Source organism: Novosphingobium kunmingense (assembly GCF_002813245.1).
Taxonomy (GTDB): domain Bacteria; phylum Pseudomonadota; class Alphaproteobacteria; order Sphingomonadales; family Sphingomonadaceae; genus Novosphingobium; species Novosphingobium kunmingense.
On record NZ_PHUF01000002.1, the window covers coordinates 826,285 to 842,963 of the forward strand.

Sequence of the window (16,679 nt, forward strand, 5' to 3'; positions counted from 1 at the left end):
CCGGGGGGTATAGGCGTGATCGTGGTTACTTATCACGATGATCTTGGCGAAGTGCAAGGCGACCCCGCACTTGCGGCGCTGCTCGCGGCACCCCGGGCACTCACCCCGTTCGATCGCCTCGAGTGGTGGCGCAACCTCGCCGACACGTGCGGATTGCAGCCACTGATCGCTGTTTCCAGCAACGGTGTCGATCGCTTCGTCCTGCCGCTGATGCGCATGGGCCGCGAACTAGCCGGGCTGCAGAACTGGTACACGTTCCGGCTGGCGGCGGTGAGCTCGACCACGCCTCCCCGCGACGATCTCGCCGGGGCGCTTGCGTGGGATCTGACCGCCAGGACCGGACGCGTCGTTCTCGAAAAGCTCGGCAAGGACGACGCGATCGTGCTGCAAAGCGCTTTTCGGCGGGCAGGATGGATGGTCTGGTGCGATCAGGTCGACACCAACCACCGCTTGCAGGTCGGGGGCCGAGGTTTCCCTCAGTACCTGCGCGGACGAGCGGGTAACCTGCGGACCACGCTCAAGCGCAAGAGCGGCAAGCTCAAAATCAGGATGTTTCGTAACTTTGATAATCAAAGCTATGAATTATATGAGAATATTTACAGAGAAAGCTGGAAGCCTCCAGAAGGGAGTCCGGCATTCCTGCGGCGCTTTGCCGAGGAAGAAGGCGCGGCCGGGCGCCTGTTGATGGGCCTAGCTTTCGACGGAGACCGACCGGTTGCCGCCCAGCTATGGTCGGTCGAGAATGGGACGGCCTTTATCCACAAGCTCGCCCACCTGGACGATGCGGGCCATCTTTCCCCCGGCTCGGTCCTGACCGCCGCACTGCTTGAGGAAGTCATCGACCGCGACAAAGTCGCCGAGGTCGACTTCGGCACCGGCAACGATCCCTTCAAGCGCGACTGGATGAACATGCAGCGCCCGCTCTTCCGGCTCGACATTGTGCGACCGCTGCGCCCGGGCAATTGGCCGATTATCGCCCGACACGCCTTGCGCCGCGCGGCCGGGCGGGGATAAGGCTCGGCAACCGTTCGAGGACTGCTGATTGCCATGACTGCCACGACCGACGAAATCCTGCGGCGCGTCCTGTCCGACGTTCTGGGCCTCAAGGCCGGACAGGCGGACGCGTTCCGGTCCGACACGGGGCTGTTCGGGCATCTGCCGGAGCTTGATTCGATGGCCGTTGCCGGCCTGCTGACCGAGCTTGAGGATCGGTTTGCCATCGTCATCGACGAGGACGAGGTCGATGGCGACCTGTTCGAAACCTACGGCTCCCTGTTGGCCTTCGTCGAGGCCAAGCGCGAGGCGGCGTGACGCCAGGCGCCTACCCTTGCCCGCTCCCCGGCGGCGGCGTCGCGAACGAATATGCGCTATCCTTCGATCGGGGTCGCGCGGCGCGTCTGCTCGTCATCCCAGCGCTTCTCGACGAAGCGAACAGGCTGCGCCGCTTCACGGTCGAGGTCATGCGCCGGCTCGACGCGGCGGGGATCGACAGCCTGCTCCCAGACCTGCCGGGCTGCAACGAAAGCCGGCAAGACCTGTCGCTGGTCGAACCCGAGGACTGGGCGACCGCGGTTCACGCGGCGGCGCGGCACTTCGCCGCAACGCAGGTTCTGGCAATTCGCGGCGGCGGACTTCTGCTCCCTCCCCGCCTTGGCGGTTGGCACTACGCCCCGGTCAAGGGTGCGACGCTGCTCAAGACCCTGCTGCGCGCGCGGGTTATCGCCGGGCGAGAAGCCGGTCTTGACGAGACGGTCGACGGGTTGTTGGCGGAAGGGGTTGAAGACGGTCTCGAACTGGCCGGGTATCGCCTGTCCGGCGAAACGCTGCGCCAGCTGCAATCCCTGATACCGCCCGAACGCAAGGCTATTGCCACGATCGATCACGCGACGATCGGCGGTGCGCCGCTGTGGCTGCGCGCCGAACCGGACTTTGATCCGGCGCAGGCCGATGCGCTTGCCGCCGTGGTGGCCATGGGCGTCGCGGCATGACCCGCCGCCACTTCACCTTTCCCTGCCATGGCAGCCTCCTGGCCGGCACGCTCGACGAAGCGCGTGGAACGACCGGTCTGGTCATTGTCAGCGGCGGGAACGAGGTGCGGTCAGGCCCGTGGAGCGGCCAGGCCCTTCTCGCCGACCGCATCGCCGCGGCGGGATTTCCGGTCTTCCGCTTCGACCGGCGCGGGGTGGGTGACAGCGAGGGCGTGAACCTCGGCTTCAGGTCGAATGGGGACGATATCGATGCGGCCGGGCAGGCCTTTCGCGCCGAAGCGCCAAACCTTGCGCGCCTCGTCGCTTTCGGAAACTGCGACGCGGCCAGCGCGCTGATGCTGACGGCCGGCAAGGGCTTCGATGCGCTGGTCCTGGCCAATCCATGGCCGTTCGACCCGGCGGGACTGAGCTTTGAAGCATCGCCAACGATGACACCGCAGCGACTGCGGGGCCATTACCTGCGCCGTCTTGCCGATCCGCGCGCGTGGCTGCGACTGCTGTCCGGAAAGGTAGCGATCAGCGGCTTTGCATCGAGCCTCAGGGACGCCGTCGCGGCCGATGCGCCGCCAAGCCGCCTTCACCAGGCTATGACGGCGGGACTGGCGGAGTTTGCCGGGCCGGTCGCGCTCCTGGTGGCCGGGCGCGACCGTACCGGCCTTGCCTTTCTTGATCACTGGAACCGCGCCGATCCGCGAATGGAGCTGTGCCCTGGCGCCACCCACAGCTTTGTCGAAACCGATGCGCGCCTCTGGCTGGAAGACCGGATCCTGGCGGTGCTGCGCGCAGCCTGAGGCGCGGCTTGGCCTTACCAGGCGGCTGACTGGACCTTTTCATGCTGGCGAAGCGCGACGAAGCGCTCGGCGTCGAGCGCGGCCATGCAGCCCGTACCGGCCGCCGTTACGGCCTGGCGATAGGTGTGGTCCATGACATCGCCGCAGGCGAACACCCCGGGGATCGACGTCTTGGGCGTACCCGGGTCGACGATCAGGTAACCGCCGGCATCGACCGGAAGCTGCCCCTTGAACAGTTCGGTTGCGGGCGCGTGCCCGATCGCGACGAACGCGCCCTGGGTCGACTCGAGCGATTCGGCGCCCGTGACAGTGTCGCGCAGGGCGACGCCGGTGAGGCCGGTTTCGTCGCCGACAAATCGCTCGACGGCCTTGTTCCACAGCACCTTGATGTTGGGATGGGCGAAAAGCCGGTCTTGCAGGATCTTTTCCGCGCGCAGCGAATCGCGGCGGTGGATCAGGGTGACATCCTGCGAATGGTTGGTGAGATAGAGCGCCTCTTCCACGGCGGTGTTTCCGCCGCCGATGACCACCACCTTCTTGCCGCGGTAGAAGAAGCCGTCGCAGGTGGCGCAGGCTGATACGCCCTTGCCTGACAGCTGTTCCTCGCCCGGCACGCCAAGCCATTTGGCCTGGGCGCCGGTGGCAATGACCAGCGTTTCGCCCTCGTAGATGTCGCCGCTGTCTCCCACGGCCCGAAACGGTGGGCCGGACAGGTCGACGCTGGTGATCGTGTCCCACAGCATGCGCGTGCCGACGTGCTCGGCCTGAGCCTGCATTTCCTGCATCAGCCACGGCCCCTGGATCACGTCACGAAAACCGGGATAGTTTTCGACATCGGTGGTGATGGTCAGTTGCCCGCCCGGCTGCAGCCCCTGCACGACGATCGGCTCGAGCCCGGCGCGGGCGCCATAGATCGCAGCGGACAGGCCCGCAGGGCCCGATCCGATGATGAGCATCTTGGTGGTGTGCGTGGCCATTGGTCAATCCCGGTCTGGTTCGGCCCGCATGTAGGAAGCGCGCGGCCATTGCGCAAACCGGAGACCGCGGTTCCCCACAAGTTGACGCGCCGCGCGCTTGGTAGCAAAGGCCAGCCATGACGATCCATGGCCCCACCTCGAACAGCTTCATCTCGCAGCGGCTGCGGCTGCATTACGTCGATTGGGGCAGTCCCGACAAGCCGCCGCTGATCCTGCAGCACGGTGGGCGCGACCACGCGCGCAGCTGGGACTGGGTGGCCGAGGAACTGGCCCGCGACTGGCACGTCATCGCGCCTGACCTTCGCGGCCACGGCGACAGCGCCTGGGCGCCCGACGGCAACTACGACATGAACGCCTACGTCTATGACTTCGCGCAGCTGGTGCACACGCTGGGGCATGATCAGGTGACGATCGTTTCGCATTCGCTCGGCGGGAACGTGGCGACGCGGTTTACCGGGCTCTACCCGGAAAAGGTCCGCAAGCTCGTCAACATCGAGGGGCTCGGCCCCTCGCCCAAGGTCCGCGCCGAACGCGAAGCCGCGGGTTATCCCAACCGCTTCCGCAAGTGGATCGAGGATCGGCGCGCGGCTTCAGGCCGGGTTCCGCGCCGCTACCCGACGATCGAAGCCGCCTTCGCCCGCATGAAGGAGGAGAACAGCTTCCTTACCGACGAACAGGCGCGGCACCTCACGATCCACGGCGCCAGCCGGAACGAGGACGGGACCTGGAGCTGGAAGTTCGACCCCTACCTGAACGTCTGGCCGTTCGAGGATGCACCCGAGGAGCGCACCAACGAGCTTTGGAGCGCAATCACCTGCCCGATCCTGTTCCTCTACGGTGCCGACAGCTGGGCCTCCAATCCGGAGACGGACGGGCGCGCGATGAAATTCAAGAACTATCGCGTGATCGAGTTCGAGAACGCCGGCCACTGGCTGCACCACGACCAGTTTGACCGTTTCATGCGCGAAGTGCGCGCCTTCCTCTAACCTTCGAGGTAGAGCGCGCGCAAAGCCTCGCGGCGCGCCGGATCGAGTTCCAGCACCTCGGTGAGATAGGCGTCGACGCTGCCCGACCGCTCGCGAATGGCGGCGTAGGCCGTCGCCAGATAGCTTTCCTCAACGCCCCACAGCGCGCGGACCGCGTCCGTATCGAACCTGGCATAGCGCGGCAGGTCGCGAAACGCCCCGCTGGCAATGCGTTGTTCGAGCCTGCTCTCGGTATTGGTGGCAACATAGTCCGCCATGGCGTCGTCACGGTGGACGCCCAGCGCCTCATGCATCATCGCCACGGCGAAGCCGGTACGATCCTTTCCAGCCACGCAATGCACCAGGCTGGGGTCGTCATTGCGCGACAACAGATCGAAATAGACCTTGATCATCGGCACCAGGTTCTCGCGGTATGCGATCCCGTCGTAAAGCCGCAGCATGGCAGCGCGGGCATCGTCGGCCGTCAGCGTGCCTTCGGCGGCTTCGGTGTGGAGCGCAAGGCCTGCCGTCTCTTCGGGATGGTACCACACCTCGGCGCTGAAATCGGGGTGACGGCGACACGGGCTGGCTTCGCGCTCGGATGGTCCCCGCAGGTCGATCACCCGGGTGATCCCGAGCGCGTGGATCGCGTCGAGATCGCTGTCGCTCGCCTCGCCGTGCTGGGCCGAACGCCACAGCACGCCCGACCGCACGCGGCGGCCGTCACTGGTGCGATAGCCGCCGTAGTCGCGAAAATTGTTGACGGCGTCGAGCGGGAGGGCGCGGATCGTAGACATGGCTCTCGCGGTGCCAGCTTGGCCGCAGCGATGCAAGCAAAGGAACGCTATGCGGTCACGAACCGGCGTCTTGGCTCCACGAAGGATGATTGGAGATGGTAGCGGAGGAGGGACTCGAACCCCCGACACGCGGATTATGATTCCGCTGCTCTAACCTGCTGAGCTACTCCGCCATGCCATGGCAGCACCCGGCATCGCCGGGGCAGGCGGCGCACATAGGGTGCGCATCGGCGCGGGTCAAGCGTACTCTTTTCCGCGAAACGACCACGTCCCCAGCGCGTCCCAGCGCGGACCGAGATAGAGGTGGAGCCCCAGCCCGGTGAAGCGGAACGCGCGCGGAGTATAGCCGACGAGGTCGGCCTGAAGCGCACGCGCCGCCTGGGGCGAGACCTTGTTCTGCACGGTGATGTGGAGCCGCGGTTCGTGCTGGTCCTGCCTGGTCAGCGCCCCGTGGAACTGTCGCGCGATCCGATCCCGCACGGCTAGCATCCCGGGGCTGCGGATGGCGAGCGCTGTTCCGCCGCCAAGGTTCATCAGTCCGTCGACTACCGCGTCGGGCGGCGCGAGTTCCTTGGCGAGACCACCCAAGGTGCGCAGCAATTCTTCGCGCAGTGACGGAGCGAAGCTGTGGAACAGGGTAACGTGGGCGGCAAGCACGTTGCGTTCGGGCGGAAAGTGGGCCTGTCGCAGGGCATTGGCCCACGAAAAGATCGCGGGCGGCAGCTCGGCTGTGACGATGAACGGTGCGGGCGACGGCCTGGAGGGAGGGACTGAAGCCATGGCCCGCACCTTACTGGTTTAACCACCCTGGTCCACCTTGGTTCCCGGCAAGGCTTGGTTCTTGTGTCGCGCGGCCATCGCCGCCACACTCGCGCAAAAGGCAGCGGAGGGGACAACAAACGATGAAGCCGCTTTCCACGATCGTCGGGCTGGCAGCCCTTGCCGCAGGCCCGGCGCTTGCCGGCGCGCAGACGCCCGAAGGTCCCAAGCCCGCCAGCCCCGCCACAGTCGCCCGGCAAGCCGAAGTCGCTGCCTCGCTTCCTGCCGAGGACGGTCGCGATGCCGATTATGCAGCGCGCGGTTTCGTGGCCACGCGAACCGATCCGGTCATTGCCGGTGCGCAGGGGCGGACGGTCTGGCGGACCGATGCCTATGCCTTTGTCGAAGGCCCTGCCCCGGCCACGGTCAACCCGTCGCTTTGGCGCGAGATGAAGCACCTCAAGGCCGCCGGCCTCTATGCCGTGGCCGACGGTGTCTGGCAGGTGCGCGGCTTTGACGTGTCGAACATGACCGTCGTTCGCGGGGCGACCGGCTGGATCGTGGTCGATCCGCTGACCACTCGCGAGACGGCAGCGGCGGCGCTCGAGCTGGTAAACGCCCAGCTTGGCAAGCGGCCGGTCAGCGCTGTGATCTATAGTCACAGCCACGCCGACCATTTCGGCGGCGTGCGCGGCGTGATCGACGAGCTCGACGCCGCGGCACGCAAGGTGCCGATCATCGCCCCGGCCCGCTTTACCGAGGAAGCCGCGTCCGAAAACATCATGGCCGGCGCCGCCATGGGCCGACGCGCCAACTACCAGTTCGGCGCGGGAATCGCGCCCGGTCCGCAAGGTCAGATGGGCAGCGGCATCGGCATGGGCGTCGCGGCAGGGGAGATCACCCTGATCGCCCCGACCGACCTGATCGAAAAGACCGGCGAGACCCGCACGATCGATGGCATCGCGCTCGAATTCCAGATTGTCTCGGGCAGCGAGGCGCCGTCCGAACTCAACGTCTATGTCGCCCCGGCCAGGGCCTTCCTGTCGGCCGAGATGTCAACCTGTTCGCTCCACAACATCCTGACCCCGCGCGGGGCGAAGGTGCGCGACACCCACGCCTGGGCCGGCTTCCTAGACGAGGCCTTGAGGCTTTATGGCGGGCGCAGCGATGTCGTCCTGTCGAGCCATTGCTGGCCCCGCTTCGGTCAGGCTGAAGTGGCGGGAATGCTTGCCTCGCAGCGCGACAACTACCGCTACCTGCACGACCAGAGCGTGCGACGGATGAACCAGGGCGCCGGCCCCGCCGAAGTCGCGGAAGGCCTGACGCAGCCGGCGGCGCTGGCCGCGCAGTGGTACAACCACGGCTACTACGGCACCTACAGCCACAATTCGAAGGCGGTCTACCAGTTCTACCTTGGCTGGTACGACGCCAATCCGGCAAACCTCGATCCCTGGCCGCCGGTCGAGCGGGCGACGCGCTATGTCGCGGCTCTGGGCGGCGCGAGGAAAGTCATCGCTCTGGCCCGCAAGGCCATGGCATCGGGCGACTATCGCTGGTCGTCGGACCTGCTCAACCAGGTGGTCTTTGCAGATGCGGCCAACAGGCAGGCCCGTGCGCTGCTGGCCGACAGCTACGAGCAGCAAGGCTACCAGGCGGAGAGCGGGATCTGGCGCAACCAGTTCCTGTCCGCCGCCCGCGATTTGCGGCAGGGCTACAAGCCGGGCGCGACCAACACCCAGAGCGCCGACCTGATCGCAGCCGTGCCGACTCAGCTTTTGCTCGATTCGGTCGCGACACGGTTCGATTCGGCGCGCTTTAGCGGCCACACCGCCACAATCAACCTCGTCATGCCCGAACGGCGCGAAAACGCCGGGGTCGAACTGACCGGCACGACGATGTTCGCGCGCATGACGCCGCAAGCCGAGCCCGATGTGACGATCACCGCGCCCCGCCGGCTGGTGCTCGGACTGCTGTTCCTCAAACTGCCGCTGGCCCAGCTCGAGGCTGCCGGCCTGAAGATCGAAGGCAACCGCGACCTGGCGCAGAAATGGCTTGATGCCATCGATCCCTTGTCGTCTGGTTTCAACATCGCCGAACCCTGAAGCTGCGGAGCCAAAGCATGAAGCAACGAACTCTTGGTACGTCCGGCCTGACGGTGAGCGCACTTGGCCTGGGCTGCATGGGGATGAGCTATGCCTACGGCGAGCGTCCCGACAAGGCTGCTATGATCGCCCTGCTGCGGAGCGCGGCCGAACGCGGGGTAACGTTCTTCGATACCGCCGAAGTCTACGGCCCTTTCGCGAACGAGGAACTGCTGGGCGAGGCGCTGGAACCGATCCGCGATCAAGTGGTGATCGCCACCAAGTTCGGTTTCGACCTGACCGCCGACCCCGCGCAGGGGCCGCGGGCGGACAGCCGACCCGATCACATTCGCGCGGTTGTCGATGCCTCCCTCACGCGTCTGCGGACCGACCGGATCGACCTGCTGTATCAGCACCGCGTCGATCCTGCCGTGCCGATCGAGGAGGTGGCCGGGACGGTTGCTGACCTTGTCCGGTCGGGCAAGGTCAGGCACTTCGGCATGTCGGAAGCCGCGGCCCAGACCATCCGCCGCGCTCATGCCGTACAGCCGGTTGCGGCTCTGCAAAGCGAATGGTCGCTGTGGCAACGCGAAATAGAAAGGGACGTTCTGCCCACCTTGCGCGAACTCGGCATCGGCATTGTCCCCTACAGCCCGCTGGGACGCGGGTTTCTGACCGGAGCGATCACAGCGGATACCGTCTTCGAAAAGGGTGATTTCCGTTCGCGACTCCCTCGTTTCCAGGCCGAAGCGGTCGCCGCGAACCAGGCGCTGGTCGACAAGGTTCGCGAGGTGGCAGGCCCGCTTGGCGCAACGCCGGCCCAGGTTGCCCTCGCCTGGCTGCTGGCCAAGGGCGACGATGTGGTGCCGATCCCGGGAACGACTAAGACGGTCCGGTTGGAAGAGAACATCGCCGCCGCCGACCTGACGCTTGACCCGCAGGTTATCGCGGGGCTGGATGCGGCCAGCCAGCAGGTCGAGATCGTCGGTGCGCGCTATCTTCCGGCGATGGAGGAAATGACCGGGCGTTAGAAGTCGCCGCGCGCCTTGCGCAGGGCGTACCATTTCTCGACGTTGGCGTTGTGCTCTTCCAGCGTCGTGGCAAACTGGTGCCCGCCGGTGCCGTCTGCCACCATGTAAAGCGCGTCGGTCTTGGCCGGGTTCAGCACTGCCTCGATACTGGCGCGGCCGGGGTTGGTGATCGGCCCCTTGGGCAGACCGACCATCGAATAGGTGTTGTAATCGTTCACCGCCTGGATTTCAGACTGCCGGATCCGCCGGCCGAGCGGTTTGCCCTTGGTGATCGGATAGATGATCGTCGGATCTGCCTGCAGCATGATCCCCTGCTTGAGCCGGTTGGAATAGAGCCCGGCCACCACCCTGCGCTCGGCGGGCTTGCCGGTCTCCTTTTCGACGATCGAGGCCAGGGCCAAAGCTTCGGCCGGGGTTGACACGGCAATATCCTTGGCCCGCTTGGGCCACAATTCGGCCAGCGTGCGCCGCATCGCCGCCTGCATCCGCAGCAGCACGGCCTGTCGGCTTTCACCCTTCTCGATCTCGTAGGTGTCGGGGAGGATCGACCCTTCGGTCGGCACTTCGATCGTTCCGGTCAGGTTGGGCTGCGCCATCAGCCGTTCATAGACCATGATCGAGGGCATCCCCTCGGGCACGGTGACGAAGCGGCGCAGCACTTCATCACCCTGGATGATTCGCAGGATCCGGCTCGGGCTGGCGCCCTTGGGCAGCAGGAACTCGCCCGCCTTGATGGGGGCGCCACCCGACAGGATGCGCGCGCGCAGCTTGAACGCACCCGCCGAAGCGATCGCGCCGTTGCGTTCCAGCTTGTCGGCGACCAAAGACAGGCTCGATCCTTCGGGGACGACGAAGGCGGTTTCCTTGGCCAGCGGCCCGGAAGCATACCAACCGCCGAAGAACCAGCCGAGCGCGGCCAGCACTAGCACAACGGCCAGGACGGTCGGCAGGCAACCCCGCCGCGACCCCATCATCAGTCTTCAACCGCCTTGACGATGACCGAGGCATTGGTCCCGCCAAAGCCGAACGAATTGTTCAGCGCGGCGCGTACCGGGCGCTTCCTGGCCTTGTGCGGGACGAGGTCGACGCCTTCGGTGCCCTCGTCCGGATTGTCGAGGTTGAGCGTCGGCGGCACGATCTGGTCGCGGATCGCGAGGATGCAGAAGATCGTCTCGACCGCGCCGGCCCCGCCCAGCAGGTGCCCGATTGCCGACTTGGTGCTGCTCATCGAAGCGCCGCCCAAGTCATTGCCCAGCACGCGCTTGACCGCGGCCAGTTCGATCGTATCGGCCATGGTCGAGGTGCCGTGGGCGTTGACATAGTCGATGTCGCCCGGTTCCATCCCCGCCTTGCGCATCGCCATGCGCATCGACAGTTCGGCCCCCTTGCCTTCGGGATGCGGCGCGGTGACGTGATAGGCATCGCCCGATAGACCGTAGCCGACCACTTCGGCGTAGATCTTCGCGCCGCGAGCCTTGGCGTGCTCATATTCCTCGAGCACGACAACGCCGGCGCCCTCGCCCATGACGAAGCCGTCGCGGTCCTTGTCATAGGGACGGCTGGCCGCTTCGGGGCGGTCGTTCATGCTGGTGTTGAGCGCGCGCGCTTGGGCGAAGCCGGCGATTCCGAGCGGATTCACCGTCGATTCCGAGCCGCCCGCCAGCATGATGTCGGCGTCGCCGTCCTTGATCATGCGGGCGGCATCGCCGATCGAATGCGCCCCGGTCGAGCAGGCGGTCACCACCGCATGGTTCGGCCCCATCAGGCCATAGCGGATCGAGACCTGGCCGCTGATCAGGTTGATGATGCGGCCGTGGACGAAGTGCGGGCTGACCCGGCCCGGGCCGCGTTCGTGCAGGTTGACGGATTCGTATTCTATCCCCGGAAGGCCGCCGATCCCGGCGCCGATCGATACGCCGGCGCGTTCGCGGGTTGCCTCGTCCATTTCGGTAAGGCCCGCGTCCTCGAGCGCCTGCCCGGCCGCGTCGAGGCCGTAAACTATGAACGGATCGACCTGGCGCTGGATCTTGGGATCGATCCGCTTGTCCGGATCGAAGCCGTATTCATGATCCTTGCCCTTCACTTCGCAGGCAATCGTCGCCTTCTGGTTCGACGCGTCGAACCGGGTGATCTGCCCTGCCCCGCTCTTGCTGGCGATCAGGTTGGCCCAGGTGGTCTCGACATCGCCGCCTAGCGGAGTGACAAGACCTAGACCGGTTACGACAACACGACGCATTCACGCTCTCCAAACTCGAAAATGCAACAGGCCCAGCCCGTTAGGGGCTGAGCCTGTCAAAGACCTTGATTTCCGTCAACGCAGCAGATGCCTGGCGCGAAGTCGGACGGCCCTGTGTCAGGGCGGTCAGCCCTTGTGTTCGTTGATGTACTTGATCGCATCCGAAACGGTGCTGATCTTCTCAGCTGCGTCGTCGGGGATCTCAACGCCGAATTCTTCTTCGAAGGCCATGACGAGTTCGACGATGTCGAGGCTGTCGGCGCCCAGATCGTCGATGAAGCTGGCATCTTCGGTGACCTTGTCGGCTTCGACGCCAAGGTGCTCGACAACGATCTTCTTAACGCGGTCAGCGGTGTCGCTCATGGATTATTCCCTTCGTGAACGGCAGATAAACAGGTGTTGCAATGCGCCCTAGAGAACGGCGCGGACTAAGGCAAGAGGGGCGCGATCAACTTACCCTTTGGGCGGCTCAACAATACGAATGTGAAGCTCGCGCAGGGCCTTGGGCTCGGGCAGCGAGGGCGCTCCCATCAAGAGGTCCTCGGCCCGCTGGTTCATCGGGAACAGCGTGATTTCGCGCAGGTTCTGCACCCCGCACAGCAGCATGACCATGCGGTCGACGCCGGCCGCCATGCCGCCGTGTGGCGGTGCGCCGAACTGGAAGGCGCGGTACATCCCGCCAAAGCGTTCCTCGACGTCGGCCTTGGTCAGGCCGGTCAGTTCGAACGCCTTGACCATCAGGTCGGGGTGCTGGTTGCGGATCGAGCCCGAGGCCAGTTCATAGCCGTTGCAAACCATGTCGTACTGGAAGGCCTTGATCGTAAGCGGATCCTGCGTTTCCAAAGCCTCGAGCCCACCCTGCGGCATCGAGAAGGGATTGTGGGCAAAATCGACCTTCTTGTTGTCCTCGTCCCATTCGTAGAACGGGAAGTCGACGATCCAGCAGAACCGGAAAGCGTCCTTTTCGACCAGGTCGAGCTGTTCGCCCACGCGCACGCGCGCCGCGCCGGCCAGCTTGGCGGCCTGGGCCTCGTTGCCGGCGGCGAAGAAGGCGCCGTCATCGGGGCCGAGGCCGAGCGAATCCCACAGCGCAGCCATCTTGTCGGCGCCGTGGTTCTTGGCGATCGGACCGCCGAACTCGCCCTGCTTGCGGGTGGCATAGCCGAGGCCGGCATGGCCTTCGCTGCGCGCCCATTCGTTCATGTCGTCGAAGAACTTGCGGCTGAGGCCCGCGGTGTTCGGCGCCGGGATCAGGCGCACGACGCCGCCCGACCCGACGATCTTCTCGAACAGGCCGAAGCCCGACGATGTGAACTCGCCGGTCACGTCGCGGATGATCAGCGGGTTGCGCAGGTCCGGCTTGTCGGTGCCGTAGTCGAGCATCGCCTGGGCGTAGGGGATGCGCGGAAACTCGCCCGCCGGCGTGACCTTGCGGCCCTCGGCGAAGGTTTCGAACACGCCGGCCATCACCGGCTCCATCGTGTCCCAGACTTCTTCCTGGGTGACGAAGCTCATTTCGAGGTCGAGCTGGTAGAACTCGCCGGGGAGGCGATCAGCGCGCGGATCCTCGTCGCGGAAGCACGGGGCGATCTGGAAATAGCGGTCGAACCCGGCCACCATCAGCAGCTGTTTGTACTGCTGCGGAGCCTGCGGCAGGGCAAAGAACTTGCCGGCGTGGATGCGGCTCGGGACCAGGAAGTCGCGCGCGCCCTCCGGGCTCGAGGCGGTGAGGATCGGGGTCGAATATTCGGTGAACCCGATCGCTTCCATGCGCTTGCGCGTTTCGGAAATGATCTGGGTGCGCTTGACGATATTGGCGTGGAGCGTCTCGCGGCGCAGGTCGAGGAAGCGGTAGCGCAGGCGCACGTCCTCGGGGTATTCCTGTTCGCCCGCCACCGGCAGAGGCAGTTCCTCGGCCCGGCTCAGCACGGTCGCGCCCCTGGCATAGACCTCGATCGCGCCGGTCGGCAGGTTCGGGTTGACGGTGCCTTCGCTGCGCGCCTTCGCCACGCCGTCGATCGTCACGACCGATTCCACGCGCGCGCCTTCGAGCACGGCCAGGGCCGGGCTGTCGACGTCGGCGACGATCTGGGTCAGGCCATAGTGATCGCGCAGGTCGACGAACAGCACGCCGCCATGGTCGCGCTTGCGGTGGATCCAGCCCGAGAGGCGGACGGTCTCGCCGACGTGGTCGGCGCGCAGGGCGCCACAGGTGTGCGAACGATAAAGATGCATCGAAACTCTTTCCAAGCGGCCCACTTTGATGCAGGGGCGAAAGCGCGGGCTAACAGGCGAATCCCGCGCTTTTGTCAAGCCGAGGCCCCAGCCGGGGTCACCTACAGAAAAGAACGATGAAGATACACCCATTGATTACCACGTCCGCCGCGCTTGCGGACCTGTGCACCCGGTTATCGAAAGCCGATTTCATCTGCGTCGACACCGAATTCATGCGCGAGAACACCTACTGGCCCGAACTGTGCCTGATCCAGGTGGCCGACACCGAGGAAGCGGCGGCGATCGACCCGCTCGCCAAGGACATCGACCTGACTCCGCTGCTCGACCTGCTGGTCGACAACGAGGACGTGCTGAAGGTCTTTCACGCCGGCGGCCAGGACGTCGAGATCATCTATAACCTGACCGGGCGCACGCCGCACCCGATCTTCGACACCCAGATCGCGATGATGGCGATCAGCCAGAGCGAACAGATCGGCTATTCGAACCTGGTGGAGGCCTGGCTCGGCATCATGGTCGACAAGGGCGCGCGTTTTACCGACTGGTCGCGCCGCCCGCTGACCGAGCGGCAGATCGAATACGCGATCGGCGACGTCACCCACCTGGCGCGGATCTTTCCCAAGATACTTGCCCGGCTGAAGAAGACCGGGCGCGGGGTGTGGCTCGACATCGAGATGGAGAAGCTGGCCGATCCGGCCGGCTATCGCAACGACCCCTCCCTGTCGTGGCAGCGGATCAAGGCGGCGGGCCGCAATCCGGCCATGCTCGGACGGCTCAAGGCCATCGCCCAGTGGCGCGAGCTGGAAGCGCAGGACAAGAACATCCCGCGCGGCCGCATCGCTCGTGACGAGACCTTGGCCGACATCGCCAGCCACCCGCCCAAGAGGCAGGACGATCTTGCCAAGGTGCGCGGGCTTTCGCCGGGCTGGAAGGACAACGAGATCGGCAAGCGGCTGATGGCCGCGATCGAGGGATCGTCCCCGCTGACCGACGCCGAATTGCCCCCGCGCACCCCGCGCGGCGCGCCGCTGGGCAAGGAAGGCGCGCTGGTCGCCGACCTGCTCAAGCTGCTGCTCAAGATCCGCAGCCGCGAGATCGACGTCGCGGCGCGTCTGCTCGCCCGAAGCGAAGACCTCGAACTGCTCGCCGCCGGCGTGCGCGAACTGGCGCTGCTCGAAGGATGGCGCTACGAAGTCTTCGGCCGCGACGCACTCGAACTGGTCGAAGGCAAGCTGGCTTTCGCGGTGGTCAAGGGCCGGCTCAAGATGGCCCACATCGACGAAATCGGCGGACAGCCCGCACCGCCGGCCGAGGAAGCCGCCGCCGAATGAGCGCCTACCTGCCGACCCTGAAGCAGTTGCAATACCTGGTTGCCCTCCACGAACACGGCCATTTCGGCCGCGCTGCGGACGCCAGCTTCGTATCGCAATCGACGCTTTCGGCTGGCCTGCGCGATCTGGAAATGCTGCTTGGCGTGACCCTGGTTGAGCGAACCAAGCGCGCCGTGCGCTTCACCCCGCTCGGCAACCAGGTCGTGGCCAAGGCGCACCGCCTGCTGCGCGAGGCCGAGGAACTGGCCGACATGGTCCGCTCTGCCGGCCAGCCGCTGTCGGGCGAAGTGCGGATGAGCGTCATTCCCACGATTGCGCCGTTCCTCCTTCCCCGGATGCTGCCGCGCCTGCGCCAGGAACGGCCGCAGCTGAAGCTCTATTTGCGCGAAGAAACCAGCGCGGCGGCGATCGAATCGCTCCACCACGGCCGCTCCGATTGCGTGCTGCTCGCCCTGCCCTTCGCCACGGGCGAAGTCGAAAAGGAAGTGATCGAACTCGACGCGCTGTGGGTCGCCTTCCCCAAGGACGACCCGCGCGACCCGCCCGAGGAAATCAGCGCCGACCTGATCGACGAGAATCGCCTGCTGTTGCTCGAAGACGGGCACTGCCTCAAGGAACATGCCCTCGCCGCCTGCAACCGCCCCGAACTGCGGGCCAGCGCGACGATGATCGGCACGTCGCTCCACACCCTCGTGCAAATGGTCGACAACGGCCTTGGCCTCACAATGCTGCCCGAAATGGCGGTCGATGCCGGCATCCTCAACGGAACCAACGTCATCGCCCGTCCGCTTAAGAGCGACACCGCCAACCGCGAAATCGCGCTGGTCTGGCGTAAGAACTCACCCCGCTCGGACGAGTTCAGACTGCTGGCCGAGGAATTGCGCGCGGGTTGATCAATCCATGTGCTTGAGCCCGACGCGCAGGTAATCCCAACCCGTGATCACGGTCAGCGCGGCGGCAGCCCACAGAGTCGTCAGGCCGACCGTGTGCGGCACGTTGATTTCAAGGCTGCCCAGCCAGACGTTCCACCAGGGCAAGGCATTGCCGAGGATCAGCGAACCGAGGCAGACCATCTGGAAGGTCGTCTTCCACTTGGCGAGGCGGCTGACCGGCACCGAGACCTGCAGCCCGCCGAGGAACTCGCGCAGACCCGATACCGCGATCTCGCGGGCAAGGATGATCAGACCGGCGATGACGTGCGCGTCGCCGACGAACGGCCCGCGCAGAACGCCCTGCGCCGCCAGCACCAGGATGACGGTCGCGACCATGATCTTGTCGGCAATCGGATCGAGGAATATGCCGAGCTTGCTGACCGTCCCGCTCGACCGGGCGAGATAGCCGTCGAAGTAATCGGTAATGCCCATCAGGCAGTAGAGCCCGAAGGCGAGCAGATAGCCCCAGGCCCAGTCAGGCCACCACAACAGGAACGCCAGCAAGGGCAGGGTGACGATCCGTGACAGCGTCAGGATGTTGGGCAGCGACATCATCGTG

General features: G+C 65.7%; 17 protein-coding genes and 1 tRNA gene. 9 read left to right on the plus strand and 9 right to left on the minus strand.

All coding sequences use genetic code 11. The annotated features are described in order from the left end of the window. Positions 1–15: 15 nt before the first annotated feature. Genes B0I00_RS04010 through B0I00_RS04025 form a run of 4 tightly spaced genes read left to right on the plus strand, consistent with a single transcriptional unit; the run spans position 16 to position 2,779 of the window. Positions 16–1,014, plus strand: coding sequence for a GNAT family N-acetyltransferase (locus B0I00_RS04010; protein WP_232730103.1), 999 nt, complete (start codon positions 16–18; stop codon positions 1,012–1,014). Between the two features lie 33 nt (positions 1,015–1,047). Continuing rightward, the gene (locus B0I00_RS04015; protein ID WP_100866027.1) at positions 1,048–1,311 is read left to right on the plus strand and encodes an acyl carrier protein; all 264 of its coding nucleotides are present in this window, start codon (positions 1,048–1,050) and stop codon (positions 1,309–1,311) included. After that, a complete protein-coding gene (locus B0I00_RS04020; protein ID WP_100866028.1) occupies positions 1,308–1,988 on the plus strand; it encodes a hypothetical protein in 681 nt (226 codons plus the stop codon). Before B0I00_RS04015 ends, B0I00_RS04020 begins: the two co-directional genes overlap by 4 nt. Further along, a complete protein-coding gene (locus tag B0I00_RS04025) occupies positions 1,985–2,779 on the plus strand; it encodes a hydrolase 1, exosortase A system-associated (RefSeq protein ID WP_100866029.1) in 795 nt (264 codons plus the stop codon). The genes B0I00_RS04020 and B0I00_RS04025 overlap by 4 nt, the downstream gene beginning before the upstream one ends. Positions 2,780–2,793: 14 nt before the next feature. On the opposite strand, the gene trxB is transcribed toward B0I00_RS04025, so the two are convergent. Next, positions 2,794–3,756 carry a thioredoxin-disulfide reductase gene (gene trxB / locus B0I00_RS04030; protein ID WP_100866030.1) on the minus strand — a complete coding sequence of 321 codons (963 nt, stop codon included), beginning with the start codon at positions 3,754–3,756 and terminating at the stop codon, positions 2,794–2,796. A gap of 116 nt (positions 3,757–3,872) precedes the next feature. Here trxB and B0I00_RS04035 point away from each other — a divergent pair, with 116 nt between their 5' ends. Continuing rightward, on the plus strand, positions 3,873–4,742 hold the full coding sequence (locus B0I00_RS04035; protein ID WP_100866031.1) for an alpha/beta fold hydrolase: 870 nt from the start codon (positions 3,873–3,875) through the stop codon (positions 4,740–4,742). Here B0I00_RS04035 and B0I00_RS04040 read toward each other — a convergent pair. The 3 genes from B0I00_RS04040 to B0I00_RS04050 form a co-directional block, all read right to left on the minus strand. Beyond that, positions 4,739–5,518, minus strand: a complete 780-nt coding sequence (locus B0I00_RS04040) for a tyrosine-protein phosphatase (protein WP_100866032.1) — start codon at positions 5,516–5,518, stop codon at positions 4,739–4,741. The genes B0I00_RS04035 and B0I00_RS04040 overlap by 4 nt on opposite strands. Before the next feature lie 96 nt (positions 5,519–5,614). After that, positions 5,615–5,691: transfer RNA gene (locus B0I00_RS04045), tRNA-Met, on the minus strand. Between the two features lie 64 nt (positions 5,692–5,755). Beyond that, positions 5,756–6,298, minus strand: coding sequence for a 2'-5' RNA ligase family protein (locus B0I00_RS04050; RefSeq protein ID WP_100866033.1), 543 nt, complete (start codon positions 6,296–6,298; stop codon positions 5,756–5,758). A 122-nt stretch (positions 6,299–6,420) separates the two neighbouring features. Here B0I00_RS04050 and B0I00_RS04055 point away from each other — a divergent pair, with 122 nt between their 5' ends. Both B0I00_RS04055 and B0I00_RS04060 read left to right on the plus strand, forming a co-directional pair. After that, the gene (locus B0I00_RS04055) at positions 6,421–8,379 is read left to right on the plus strand and encodes an alkyl/aryl-sulfatase (protein WP_100866034.1); all 1,959 of its coding nucleotides are present in this window, start codon (positions 6,421–6,423) and stop codon (positions 8,377–8,379) included. A gap of 17 nt (positions 8,380–8,396) precedes the next feature. Next, on the plus strand, positions 8,397–9,389 hold the full coding sequence (locus tag B0I00_RS04060; RefSeq protein ID WP_100866035.1) for an aldo/keto reductase: 993 nt from the start codon (positions 8,397–8,399) through the stop codon (positions 9,387–9,389). Here the strand turns inward: B0I00_RS04060 and mltG are convergent. The 4 genes from mltG to aspS form a co-directional block, all read right to left on the minus strand. Then, positions 9,386–10,360 (minus strand): endolytic transglycosylase MltG, encoded by a 975-nt coding sequence (gene mltG / locus B0I00_RS04065; protein WP_100866036.1) that lies wholly within the window; start codon positions 10,358–10,360, stop codon positions 9,386–9,388. The genes B0I00_RS04060 and mltG overlap by 4 nt on opposite strands. Positions 10,361–10,362: 2 nt before the next feature. Next, a complete protein-coding gene (gene fabF, locus B0I00_RS04070; protein ID WP_100866037.1) occupies positions 10,363–11,625 on the minus strand; it encodes a beta-ketoacyl-ACP synthase II in 1,263 nt (420 codons plus the stop codon). Between the two features lie 126 nt (positions 11,626–11,751). After that, positions 11,752–11,988 carry an acyl carrier protein gene (locus B0I00_RS04075; protein ID WP_100866038.1) on the minus strand — a complete coding sequence of 79 codons (237 nt, stop codon included), beginning with the start codon at positions 11,986–11,988 and terminating at the stop codon, positions 11,752–11,754. A gap of 90 nt (positions 11,989–12,078) precedes the next feature. After that, positions 12,079–13,860 (minus strand): aspartate--tRNA ligase, encoded by a 1,782-nt coding sequence (gene aspS / locus B0I00_RS04080; protein ID WP_100866039.1) that lies wholly within the window; start codon positions 13,858–13,860, stop codon positions 12,079–12,081. A 116-nt stretch (positions 13,861–13,976) separates the two neighbouring features. Here aspS and rnd point away from each other — a divergent pair, with 116 nt between their 5' ends. Then, positions 13,977–15,188 carry a ribonuclease D gene (gene rnd / locus B0I00_RS04085; protein ID WP_100866040.1) on the plus strand — a complete coding sequence of 404 codons (1,212 nt, stop codon included), beginning with the start codon at positions 13,977–13,979 and terminating at the stop codon, positions 15,186–15,188. Next, on the plus strand, positions 15,185–16,081 hold the full coding sequence (locus tag B0I00_RS04090; RefSeq protein ID WP_100866041.1) for a hydrogen peroxide-inducible genes activator: 897 nt from the start codon (positions 15,185–15,187) through the stop codon (positions 16,079–16,081). Before rnd ends, B0I00_RS04090 begins: the two co-directional genes overlap by 4 nt. On the opposite strand, the gene pgsA is transcribed toward B0I00_RS04090, so the two are convergent. Further along, positions 16,082–16,675: a CDP-diacylglycerol--glycerol-3-phosphate 3-phosphatidyltransferase gene (pgsA, locus tag B0I00_RS04095; protein WP_100866042.1), complete on the minus strand. Its 594-nt coding sequence runs from the start codon at positions 16,673–16,675 to the stop codon at positions 16,082–16,084. It lies immediately after the preceding gene. Between the last annotated feature and the right edge of the window lie 4 nt (positions 16,676–16,679).

Coding starts and splice junctions, on each gene's coding strand:
- B0I00_RS04015 (WP_100866027.1), top strand. CDS start 1,048: ATGACTGCCACGACCGACGAAATCCTGCGGCGCGTCCTGTCCGACGTT.
- B0I00_RS04025 (WP_100866029.1), top strand. CDS start 1,985: ATGACCCGCCGCCACTTCACCTTTCCCTGCCATGGCAGCCTCCTGGCC.
- trxB (WP_100866030.1), bottom strand. CDS start 3,756: ATGGCCACGCACACCACCAAGATGCTCATCATCGGATCGGGCCCTGCG.
- B0I00_RS04035 (WP_100866031.1), top strand. CDS start 3,873: ATGACGATCCATGGCCCCACCTCGAACAGCTTCATCTCGCAGCGGCTG.
- B0I00_RS04040 (WP_100866032.1), bottom strand. CDS start 5,518: ATGTCTACGATCCGCGCCCTCCCGCTCGACGCCGTCAACAATTTTCGC.
- B0I00_RS04050 (WP_100866033.1), bottom strand. CDS start 6,298: ATGGCTTCAGTCCCTCCCTCCAGGCCGTCGCCCGCACCGTTCATCGTC.
- B0I00_RS04055 (WP_100866034.1), top strand. CDS start 6,421: ATGAAGCCGCTTTCCACGATCGTCGGGCTGGCAGCCCTTGCCGCAGGC.
- B0I00_RS04060 (WP_100866035.1), top strand. CDS start 8,397: ATGAAGCAACGAACTCTTGGTACGTCCGGCCTGACGGTGAGCGCACTT.
- mltG (WP_100866036.1), bottom strand. CDS start 10,360: ATGGGGTCGCGGCGGGGTTGCCTGCCGACCGTCCTGGCCGTTGTGCTA.
- fabF (WP_100866037.1), bottom strand. CDS start 11,625: ATGCGTCGTGTTGTCGTAACCGGTCTAGGTCTTGTCACTCCGCTAGGC.
- B0I00_RS04075 (WP_100866038.1), bottom strand. CDS start 11,988: ATGAGCGACACCGCTGACCGCGTTAAGAAGATCGTTGTCGAGCACCTT.
- aspS (WP_100866039.1), bottom strand. CDS start 13,860: ATGCATCTTTATCGTTCGCACACCTGTGGCGCCCTGCGCGCCGACCAC.
- rnd (WP_100866040.1), top strand. CDS start 13,977: ATGAAGATACACCCATTGATTACCACGTCCGCCGCGCTTGCGGACCTG.
- B0I00_RS04090 (WP_100866041.1), top strand. CDS start 15,185: ATGAGCGCCTACCTGCCGACCCTGAAGCAGTTGCAATACCTGGTTGCC.
- pgsA (WP_100866042.1), bottom strand. CDS start 16,675: ATGATGTCGCTGCCCAACATCCTGACGCTGTCACGGATCGTCACCCTG.